Source organism: Streptomyces triticirhizae (assembly GCF_003696235.1).
GTDB lineage: Bacteria > Actinomycetota > Actinomycetes > Streptomycetales > Streptomycetaceae > Streptomyces > Streptomyces triticirhizae.
In genome coordinates this window covers 1-10,515 of the sequence record NZ_RFFJ01000202.1, presented here as the reverse complement: position 1 = coordinate 10,515, position 10,515 = coordinate 1, and the positions used below count along the sequence as shown (strand labels likewise).

At 75.5% G+C, this 10,515-nt stretch carries 6 protein-coding genes; 3 read left to right on the top strand and 3 right to left on the bottom strand.

The genetic code is table 11. The features are described 5' to 3' along the window. Positions 1-594 (bottom strand): cyclic nucleotide-binding domain-containing protein (locus EBN88_RS25170; protein ID WP_147472834.1); only part of this gene is annotated, 594 nt, incomplete at its 3' end. 230 nt (positions 595-824) lie between these two features. Next, complete coding sequence (locus EBN88_RS25165) at positions 825-2,264, bottom strand: family 2B encapsulin nanocompartment shell protein (RefSeq protein ID WP_122399351.1); 1,440 nt, start codon at positions 2,262-2,264, stop codon at positions 825-827. A 511-nt stretch (positions 2,265-2,775) separates the two neighbouring features. Between EBN88_RS25165 and EBN88_RS25160 the strand changes: the two genes are divergently transcribed. Next, positions 2,776-5,184, top strand: a complete 2,409-nt coding sequence (locus tag EBN88_RS25160) for a right-handed parallel beta-helix repeat-containing protein (RefSeq protein ID WP_122399350.1) — start codon at positions 2,776-2,778, stop codon at positions 5,182-5,184. Between the two features lie 104 nt (positions 5,185-5,288). Here EBN88_RS25160 and EBN88_RS25155 read toward each other — a convergent pair whose 3' ends face one another. Then, positions 5,289-7,700: a hypothetical protein gene (locus EBN88_RS25155; RefSeq protein WP_407703460.1), complete on the bottom strand. Its 2,412-nt coding sequence runs from the start codon at positions 7,698-7,700 to the stop codon at positions 5,289-5,291. 134 nt (positions 7,701-7,834) lie between these two features. On the opposite strand from EBN88_RS25155, the gene EBN88_RS25150 reads away from it, so the two are divergent. Further along, positions 7,835-8,683, top strand: coding sequence for a DeoR/GlpR family DNA-binding transcription regulator (locus tag EBN88_RS25150; RefSeq protein ID WP_122399349.1), 849 nt, complete (start codon positions 7,835-7,837; stop codon positions 8,681-8,683). A 120-nt stretch (positions 8,684-8,803) separates the two neighbouring features. After that, complete coding sequence (locus EBN88_RS25145) at positions 8,804-10,432, top strand: bifunctional 3'-5' exonuclease/DNA polymerase (RefSeq protein WP_122399352.1); 1,629 nt, start codon at positions 8,804-8,806, stop codon at positions 10,430-10,432. The last annotated feature ends 83 nt before the right edge of the window (positions 10,433-10,515 follow it).

Sequence of the window (10,515 nt, the reverse complement as noted above, 5' to 3'; positions counted from 1 at the left end):
GAGCGCCGGGGTGCGCTCGGCCAGTTCGGCGACGGCGGCGAGCGGCAGCGCCAGCACGGTGGTGCGCGTCGCGGCGCGCAGGGTGTGCGGCCAACGGCCGGGGTCGCCGACGAGCGCCTGGGCGCCGGCGAACGCGCCCCCGGCGAGGGTGGCCAGCTCGACCGGGCCGTCGTAGGCGCCGGGCACCGAGCGGCGGACCTTGCCGTGGGCGATCAGCAGCACCTCGGTGACGGGTGCGCCCGCCTCGGCGAGGGTCTCGCCCGCGCGGTGTTCGCGCGGCCGGCAGAGGTCGGCCAGGGCTTCGAGCGTCGGCGCGTCGTCCAGGCCGGCCAGCGGCGGGAGTTCGCGCAGCTCGGCGGGGATGACGCGGAGGTCGGGGCCGGTGGCGTGGAACTCGACGCGGCCGTCGCCGAGGGTGTGGGTCAGCCGGCGGTTGACGCGGAAGGTGCCGCCGGGGACCTCGGCCCACGGCAGGGCGCGCAGCAGCCAGCGGGGCGTGGTGCCCTGGCTCTGCGGCGGGGTCTTGAGGGTGCTGGCGAGCCGGGCGGCGGCCTCGGTGCCGAGCGCGGTGCGGGCGGCGGCTTCGGGGGCCACGACATCGGAGGTGGGGGCGTCCGCGGGGGGGCCCTTGGGGGGGGGCCCCGCGGCGGCGCGGGGGGGGGGGCGCGGCGGCGGCGGTCTGGCCGGGGAACGGGGCCCCGGAACGGGAACGGGGGCGCGGGAACGGGGGCGGGAACCCGGGCGCGGGAAACGTTTTTCCCTCACCGCCCCCGGAATGCGAACTCCCGTTCCTCGCACGGGGGTTCCCGTTCCCCGCGCGGGACTCAATGGCCGATCTCGACGTCCTGGAGAACGCCCAGCGCGTCGGGCACGAGCACGGCCACGGAGTAGTAGGCGCTCACCAGATAGGAAATGATCGCCTGTTCGCTGATGCCCATGAATCGAACGGAGAGGCTGGGCTGGTACTCGTCGGGAATTCCGGTGCGGTGCAGCCCCACCACGCCCTGGCGTTCGGCGCCGGTGCGCAGCGCCAGCACCGAGCTGGTGCCGGTCGGGCTGATCGGGATCTTGTCGCAGGGCAGCAGCGGCACCCCGCGCCAGGCCGGCACCGAGTGGCCGGCGAACTCGGCCGGCGTCGGGTAGACGCCCCTGGCGTTGCACTCCCGGCCGAACGCGGCGATGGCGCGCGGGTGGGCCAGCAGGACGCTGGGCTCCTTCCAGACGGTGGCCAGCAGGTCGTCGAGGTCGTCGGGGGTGGGCGGCCCGGTGCGGGTGTGCAGCCGCTGCCGTGGGTCGGCGTTGTGGAGGAGGCCGAACTCCCGGTTGTTGACCAGCTCGTGCTCCTGCCGCTCGCGCAACGCCTCGATGGTCAGGCGGAGTTGCTCCTCGACCTGGTTCATCGGCTCGTTGTAGAGGTCGGCCACCCGGGAGTGGACCCGCAGCACGGTCTGGGCGACGCTCAACTCGTACTCGCGCGGCGTCAGTTCGTAGTCCACGAAGGTGCCGGGCAGCGCCGGCTCGCCGACGTGGCCCGAGGCCAGCGCGATCTCGGACTCGCCGTTGGCGTTGCGCTGCCCGGGGATGCGGGTGCGGGCGGCGGCCAGATGGGCGGCGAGCGCCTCGGAGCCCGCGGCGATCCGCTCCACGTCGGCCCGCGCGAGGGTCAGCACGGTGCCGCTGGTCAGCGCGGTGAGGCCGTGCTCGAACGTGCCGGGCTCGGCCTCGGTGAGGGCCTCGGCGGCGAAGAAGTCGCCGTCAGCCAGCACGTCGAACTCGGTCTCGTTGTCGTAGGCGCCGCGCCCGCGCCGGCTGAGCTTGCCGTGCGCGATCAGCACCACGCGGTCGGCGGGATCGCCGGCGCGCACCAGCACCTCGCCGGGCACGAAGTCCCGCTGCGCGCACGCCTCGGCGAGCGCCTGGAGCGTCGGCTGGTCGTCGAAGCCGGCCAGCCCCGGGAGTTCCGTCAGCTCGGCGGGGATGACGGAGATCTCCGCGCCGGTGGAGTAGAACTCGACGCGCCCGTTGCCCACGGTGTGGCTCAGCCGGCGGTTGACCCGGAAGGTGCCGCCGGAGACCTGCACCCAGGGCAGCACCTTCAGCAGCCAGCGCGAGCTGATCGCCTGCATCTGCGGTGGCGTCTTGGTGGTGGTCGCCAACTGGCGGGCCGCCGCCGTGTCCAGGCTGAGCCGGGGCGTCGCGGCGCCGCCGGCTTCGGCCGAATTCTCGGGCGTCGGTTCGAGCGAACCCTCAACGGAAGTGGTCATACGGAAAGTGCCCCATCTGCGGATGTCCGGCGGCCAGTCAAGAGACCCTGGGATAAGGCCCTGGGATCAGGGCCGGCCAAGAAACTAAGGGCTTTTCCCGAGCCTCCGCAATCACTCAAAAGTGGCGCCAACTCCCGGATTTCCAAGGGGAATTACTGGGTAGCCCACCGGGATCAGCCGGGCCTCGGCTGGCGGCGGTGACCGACGGCGGGACCGGTGGCGGGCGGGCCGCCTACCAGGCACTAGGGTGGGGGCGCCCGGGCGCGGTGATCACGCGCCGGGGCACGCGCGCCCACGCGCGCGGCCCGCGTTCGTTCCGAACCCCTGCCGTGAGCGCGCGCGGTGGAACGCGGCCCGCGTCCGGCCGGTGCGCGGCGCGCTACGGTGGAGCGGCCGGAGGCGCGTGGTGAGGTGTGGTTCGACCTCGCACCGGGGTGGCACTTCGCACAGGTCGGCGCGGGTTCGACACAGGTTGGCGCAGGTTTGGCACGAGGTTGGGGCACATCAGTCCATGGCTAGAGGCTCGGTCCAGGTGACGCACACCGGAACTGCACGCTGGCGGCGGCGGACGGCCGTCTACGGCACGGTGGCCGAGGCCCTGGCGGCCGCCGCCGACGGAGACGTGCTGCTGCTGGGGCCCGGCACCTACCGGGAGAATCTGGTGGTCGAGCAGGCCGTGACGATACGCGGCCCGCACGACGAGCGGGACGGCCCGGCGCGGATCGCCCCCGTCGAGGGCGTTCCGCTGACGGTGCGGGGCTCCGCCACGGTGCGGGAGTTGCTGATCGAGGGCCAGGACACCACCGCGCCCGCCGTGCTGTTGGAGAGCGGCACCCCGGAGCTGACGGGGCTGCGGGTGCGGACCGCGTCGGCCGCCGGCGTCGAGGTGCGGTCCGGCGCCCGGCCGACCGTGCGGGACTGCGCGATCGCCAACGCGACCGGCGTCGGGATCAACGTCAGCGACCAGGGCGGCGGGCTCTTCGAGGACTGCCGGATCACCGAGGCGGGCCGCGCCGGGATCGCGGTGACCGGCCCCGCCCACCCGCGCCTTGAGCGCTGCCGGGTGGAACGCGCCTCGGGCGCCGGCCTCACGGTCACCGGCGACGGCAGCGCCGTGGACGCGCTCGGCTGCGTCTTCGACCAGATCAGGGGCGTCGGGGTGCGGCTGGCCGAGCGGGCCACGGCCCATCTGACGGAGTGCCAGGTCACGGGCACCACGGGCGACGGGGTGACCCTGGAGACCGACGCCGTACTCACCCTGGCCGACAGCCGGTTGACGGACATCCCGGAGAACGCCCTCGACCTGCGCTCCCGTTCGGTGCTGACGCTGATGCGCACCAGGGTCACCCGGTTCGGGCGCAACGGCGTCTCGGCGTGGGACCCGGGCACCCACGCGGACGTGCACGACTGCGAGATAGCCGAGTCCACCGGCGACTACCCGGCGGTGTGGGTGAGCGACGCGGCCACCGTGGTGCTGGAGTCCTGCGTGGTGCGCGAGGTGCCCGACGCGCTGTTCGTGCTCGACGCCGGCTCGCGCGCCGACGTGGTGGACAGCACCCTCACCGAGGTGCGCGGCTCGGCGGTCTCGGTGAGCGACGGCGCCACGGCGCGGCTGGACACCTGCCGGATCTCCGACGCCGGCACCGGCGCCTGGTTCAGGGACGCGGGCAGCGGCGGCTCGGTCACCGGCTGCGTCATCGAAGGCGGCAGGACCGGGCTGATCGTCACCAAGGGCGCCGACCCGACGGTCTCCGAGACCGACGTGCTCTCCCCGTCCGAGGCCGGGGTCTATGTGTCGGCCGGCGGCCGGGGCCGGTTCAGCCGCTGCCGGGTCAGCGACTCCGGCGGCTACGGCTTCCACGTGATCGACGGCTGCCGCAGCGAGTTGGTCCGCTGCCGCACGGAGCGCTGCGCGCGCGGCGGCTTCGTCTTCACCGAGGAGGGTCCCGAGGTGGTCGACTGCCACAGCGACGAGGCCGTGGCGCCCGGCGCCCAGCCGCCGCCGGCCCGCGCCACCGAGACGACGACGGCGGCGCCCGTTCTCTCGGAGCCGCCCCCGGCCGCGCCGGAGCCGCCCGCGCCGCCGGTGGCGGATGAGCCGGCCCAACACCGGCCGTCCGAGGCGGTGTTGGCGGAGCTGGACGCCCTGGTCGGCCTGGAGTCCGTCAAGCGGGAGGTGCGGGCGCTGATCGACATGATCGAGGTGGGCCGCCGCCGGCGGGCCGCCGGCCTCAAGGCCGCCTCGGTCCGCCGCCACCTGGTCTTCACCGGCTCCCCCGGCACCGGCAAGACGACGGTGGCCCGCCTCTACGGGGAGATCCTCGCCTCGCTGGGCGTGCTGGAGCGCGGCCACCTGGTGGAGGTCTCCCGCGTCGACCTGGTCGGCGAACACATCGGCTCCACCGCGATCCGCACCCAGGAGGTCTTCGAACGGGCCAGGGGCGGCGTGCTGTTCATCGACGAGGCGTACGCGCTCTCCCCCGAGGACGGCGGCCGGGACTTCGGCCGGGAGGCCATCGACACGCTGGTGAAGCTGATGGAGGACCACCGCGAGTCGGTGGTGGTGATCGTCGCCGGCTACACCGAGGAGATGGCCCGCTTCCTGGCCACCAACCCGGGCGTCGCCTCCCGTTTCTCCCGCACGATCGCCTTCGGCGACTACGCTCCCGAGGAACTCCTCGACATCGTCCGCCAGCAGGCGGGCGAGCACGAGTACGACCTCGCCGAGGGCACCGAGGACGCGCTGCTGAAGCACTTCACGGCGATGGACCGGGGCGCGAACTTCGGCAACGGCCGCACCGCGCGGCAGACGTTCGAGTCCATGGTCGAACGCCACGCGGGCCGCGTCGCGCGGCTCCCCGACCCCAGCACGGAGGAGCTGACGCTCCTCCACCCCCAGGACCTGCCGCCGCTGCCCTGAACCCCGTTCCCGACCGGGCACCGTGGCGGCCCGACGGCGGCCGGCCCGACCACCCCGACACCCTCACCGCCCGCCGGAACCAGGCCGACCTCGCCTCGTGGTGATCAGCCGCCGGCCTCCGTCCCCGGCGTCGACTCCACCGCCCGCGCGGGCAGCGCGTGCGCGCCCTGCGGCGGCAGCCGCTTGCCCGGCTCCGGCGCCAGGCGGCGCATCAGGGCCGCCCGTTCCTCCGTGAAGGCCGGGTCGGCCGCGTAGTCGCCGTGGCCGAGGATCGGCTCGGGCAGCGGTGAGCGCAGGTTGCGGCCGTAGTGCAGCGGGTCGGCCAACGCCGGCCGGTCCACCGGCGGTTGGTCGCCTTCCGCGACCCGCACCGGGCCGCCGATGGGGTCGGTGCGGCGCCACAGGTTCCGCCAGCACGGCAGGTCGCGGTGGAGCGCGCGCAGCGCGCCCGGGCCGAAGTACGCGGGGAACCACCGCCCGTAGAGTCGCTCCAGTGGCGAGCCGTGGGTCAGCAGCGCGATCCGGCTGCGGGTCGCCGTGTCCAACTGCCAGACGGCCGCCGCCGCCAGCACGCTGCCCTGGGAGTGGCCCGAGATCACCAGCCGCCCGCCGGTGGCGTCGATCCAGGTGCCCATCCGCCAGGACAGGTCGGGCACCGCGCGCTCCGCGTAGCAGGGCGGGGCGAACGGGTGCGCCGCCCTGGGCCAGAACGTGCCGACGTCCCACAGGATGCCGATGGTGCGGCGGGCGCCGGCGTCCCGGTAGGCGCGGCGGCCGAGCGCCAGCAGCAGTATCACGCCGAGCCCCATCAGCCAGGAGCCCAACGCCTGGCAGGCGTCCGCGACGACCTGGAGCGGTACCGGCCCGCCGTCGGCCGCCTGCGAGGGCGTCTCGCGGGTGAGCGTGCCGGCGACCGTTCCCAGCCCCAGCAGCAGGCTGACGCCGGCGATCCAGCCGACCAACGAGGGGGCGGACTCGGTGAGTTCGGCGCGCGCGACGGCCGAGGCGATCCGGCGGCTGCGGTCGGCGTCCGGCGCGCAGGACTCCTCCGGGTACCGCGCCCTGACGGTCGGCGCCAGCTCCCGGCGCCGGCGCAGCACCCGGCCCACGCCGACCAGCGCCAGCACGAGCAGCACCAGCAGCAGCGGCGGGATGGCCGCCGCCTCCCAGCTGAGCATCACCGGCGGGCCCGCGATCCGCGCGTCCGGGTCGCCCGGCACCGTCGAGGGGTCGAGCCAGTCCGCTATCCGCTGGGTCACTCCCCCGGTGAACACCCCGCCCAGCGCGCAGGCCAGCAGCGCCACGGCGGCCCCGCCGAGCCCGGCGAGCGCGCCCCGTTCCCCGTCCCGCGCCTGGCGGTGCAGCCGGAACGCGGCCCAGGCCAGCGCGACCACCAGCACGCCCTGGGCGACGACCAGCGCCGGGAACACCTCGCTGCCGGCGGGGAGTCGGCCGGCGCTGGTCCAGCCGGGACGGTGCCACGCGGTGTGCGCGAGCACCAGCACCAGCAGCGCCATCGCGCCCCACGGCAGGGCGCGGGTGGCCGGCGGCTCGGCCCGCTCGTCCGGCTCGTCCTCGCTGCGGCCGTGGCGGATCTGCCCGACGAGCAGCACCAGCCAGCCGGCGAGGGTGAACGCGGTCAGCAGCAGCCCGGTGGACGCCACCGTCGGGTCGCCGTCCGGGCCCCGGTCGTGGGCGCCGGTGGCGAAGAGCAGCGCGCTGGCGACCGTGAGGAGACCGGCGGCGGTGTGCCCGGCGCGGAGCCGGGCGACGAGCACCCGGCCGTACCAGAAGCCGGGCAGGCTCAGCGCGGCGTCCTCGCCGTCGGTGCGGGGCCGCACCGGCGGGGAGGCCGACTCGTAGGCGCTCCAGGTGCGGTGCGAGAGCCACCACAGCAGGCACAGCAGCGCGACGGGCAGCAGGCTGCCCAGCAGCAGCCGCCGGCCCGGCTGGCCCCACCAGGGGTGGGTCGCCCACGGCTCGATCCACGAGGCGCCGCGCGCGCAGGACTCCACGCCGCCGCACTGCCAGGCGACGAGGTCGAGGGAGACGGCGCAGGCGCCGGCGGTCAGCAGCACCGTGAGGGAGAGCGCGGTCAGCCGCACCAGGAGGTCGTAGCGGCGGTTGGCGCGGGCTCCGGTGCGGCCCGAAGGGCGCATCCAGTGCGCGACGTTGACGATCATGAACGGGAGCAGGAGCAGCCACAGCGCGCGGGCGCCGTTCCCCGAGGTGAGGTTGGACCAGGAGTACGCCTCGCGCACCGGCCGGGCGTCGTCCCAGGGCCGGTCCGCCAGGTCGTCGGTCCTGCGGTGCACGCTGGCGGTGGCGTCGCCGGTGATGCGGGTGGTGCGGGCGTCCTCCAGCATCTCCTGGGGCGTCGCGCCGCCGACGCCGTGCACCAGTAACTCCATGGCGGGCGCGCGCTGTCCGTGCCCCGGGCCCGGGGCCGTCGCGCGCCCCGGCGGTCCGGCCGCGTTCTCGCCCGTCGTCGCCCCCGGCGTCTCGTTCCGCGTCATCGGGTCCCCTGTCCGGCACGCTCCGTGCGCGCCTGCCTGTCAGGAACTCTCTCCCGCTCGGGCGTGGTGAACCGCCTCCGGAGGGTTGATGTCACCATGGCAGGATGAGGCGCACCGAGGACGTGGGAGGTCCTGTGAGCGACAACCAGAACCTGCTGGCTGGCCAGCGGCGGGCGCTCATCCTGGACGAGGTGCGGCGCAGGGGCGGCATCCGGGTGAGCGAGCTGACGCGAATGCTTCAGGTCTCGGACATGACGGTGCGCCGTGACCTTGATGTGCTGGCCCGGCAGGGCGCGTTGGAGAAGGTGCACGGAGGAGCGGTTCCCGTTCCGGAACGCCGCACACACGAGCCGGGATTCGAGGCGAAGTCCGCGCTGGAGCTGTCGGCCAAGAGCGCGATCGCGCGGGCGGCGGCGAGCCTGGCCAGCCCGGGCAGCGCGGTGGCGCTCTCCGGCGGCACGACGACCTTCGCGGTGGCGCACGAGCTGCTGGAGGTCCCGGAGTTGACGGTGGTCACCAACTCGGTGCGGGTGGCCGACGTGTTCCACCACGCCCGGCAGGCGGGCGAGTCGGGCAACAGCCACGACGGCGCCGACCCCGCGCGCGTGGTGCTGACCGGCGGCGTGCGCACCCCGTCGGACTCCCTGGTCGGGCCGGTGGCGGACGCGGCGATCGCCTCGCTCCACTTCGACGTGCTCTTCCTGGGCGTGCACGGGATCTCCGTGGAGGCCGGGCTCTCCACGCCCAACCTGGCGGAGGCCGAGACCAACCGGCACTTCATCCGCTCCGCGCGGCGGGTGGTGGTGGTCGCCGACCACACCAAGTGGGGGACGACGGGGCTGAGTTCGTTCGCCTCCCTGGACGAGGTCGACACCTGGGTCACGGACTCCGGGCTGCCGGACTCGGACCGGGAGGAGATCGCCGAGCACCTGGCGGAGCTGGTGATCGCGGGCGGCGAGACGCCGGACCAGCGCCCGGCCTGACGGGCGGGCCCGCGGGCGGGTCACCGGCCGTTGTCAGTGCTCGCTGCCACAATCGGCCGCGTGAACGACGACCGGCCGAGCGACCGGCTGAACGACGACCGGGTGAGCGGGGCCCGGGTGGTGCGCTGCGCGTTGGCGGAGTACCCGGACGGCTCGGTGCGGGTCTGCCCGTTGGACGCCTCGGGCCGCCCGGCCGGGGCGGCGCGGGCCGAGCCGGACGCGGCGACGGCGGTCGCGGCGCGGCCGTGGGTGACGCGCTGGGTGTGGCGTTCCACGGCCTCGGTCTATCCGGAGGTGCTGGCGGCCGGGCTGCGCGTGGAGCGGTGTTACGACGTGGAGGCCGCCGAGGCGCTGCTGTTGGGGCACGAGGGCGCCTGGGGCAGGCCGCGTTCGCTGGCGGCGGCGCTGGCCAGGCTGCGGCGGCTGCCCGAGCCGGCGGACCCGCCGCCGGGGGCGCCCGACGAGCAGCCCTCGCTCTTCGAGGCGGCGCCCGTTCCGCTGCCGGGCGGCGAGGACCCGATGAGCGCGCTGCTGGCGGTGTACGCGGCGCAGCTCGAACGCACCGGGCTGGCCCAACACCCGGAGCGGATGCGGCTGTTGCTGGCCGCCGAGTCGGCGGGCACGCTGGTCGCCGTCGAGATGCGGGCGGCCGGGCTGCCGTGGCGGGCTGACGTGCACCGGCGGCTGCTGGACGAACTGCTCGGCGAGCGCTATCCGGGCGGGGCCGAGCCCCGGCGGCTGGCCGAGTTGGCCGAGGAGGTCTCCCGGGCGTTCGGCGGGGACGTCCGGGTGCGGCCCGACCTGCCGGCCGACGTGATCCGGGCGTTCGCGCGCGCCGGCGTGCGGATCGGCAGCACCCGGGCCTGGGAGCTGCGCGGCGTCGACCACCCGGCGGTGGCGCCGCTGTTGGAGTACAAGCGGCTCTACCGGATCTGGACGGCGCACGGCTGGTCCTGGCTGCGCACCTGGGTGCGGGACGGCAGGTTCCGCACCGAGTACGTGGTCGGCGGCACGATGTCGGGCCGCTGGACGACGCACGGCGGCGGCGCGCTCCAGATCCCGAAGGTGGTGCGCCGGGCGGTGGTGGCCGACCCCGGGTGGCGTCTTGTGGTGGCCGACGCCGACCAGTTGGAGCCCCGGGTGCTGGCGGCGATCTCCCGCGACCGGGGGCTGATGGCCGTCGCGTCCAGCGCCGACGACCTGTACACCCGGCTCGCGGCGGGGCAGGGCGTGGGGTGGGACCGGTCGGCGGCGAAGCTGGCCCTGCTGGGCGCGATCTACGGGCAGACCTCGGGCGACGGTCTGCGCCATCTCGCCGACCTGCGGCGGCGGTTCCCGGCGGCGGTGGCGCACGTCGACGAGGCGGCGCTGGCCGGCGAGCGCGGGGAGGCGGTCCGCACCTGGCTGGGCCGCACCAGCCCGGCGGCCGACGAGGACACGCCGGGCGTCGGCGCGACGGCCCGGGCCAGGGGCCGCTTCACGCGGAACTTCGTGGTGCAGGGCTCGGCGTCCGAGTGGGCGCTGCTGATGCTGGCCGCGCTCCGCGCGGAACTGCGGGGGATGGCGGCCGAGTTGGTCTTCTTCCAGCACGACGAGGTGGTGGTGCACTGCCCGGAGAACGAGGCGGAGGCGGTCACCACGGCGGTGGCGACCGCCTCCCGCGAGGCGGCCCGCCTGGCCTTCGGCGACACCCCGGTGCTGTTCCCGTTCACGACGGCGACGGTGGAGTGCTACGCCAACGCGAAGTAGCCTCCGGCTCGGTTCGGGGACGCCGGCGCCGCCGCGGCGGCGCGGCGGGGGTGGCCTGCGGCCGGCGGCCGGGCGGTGGCCTG

Bases quoted from the DNA above. Each gene is read 5' to 3' on its own strand.
- EBN88_RS25165 (WP_122399351.1), bottom strand. From the start codon at position 2,264: ATGACCACTTCCGTTGAGGGTTCGCTCGAACCGACGCCCGAGAATTCG.
- EBN88_RS25155 (WP_407703460.1), bottom strand. From the start codon at position 7,700: ATGACGCGGAACGAGACGCCGGGGGCGACGACGGGCGAGAACGCGGCC.
- EBN88_RS25160 (WP_122399350.1), top strand. From the start codon at position 2,776: ATGGCTAGAGGCTCGGTCCAGGTGACGCACACCGGAACTGCACGCTGG.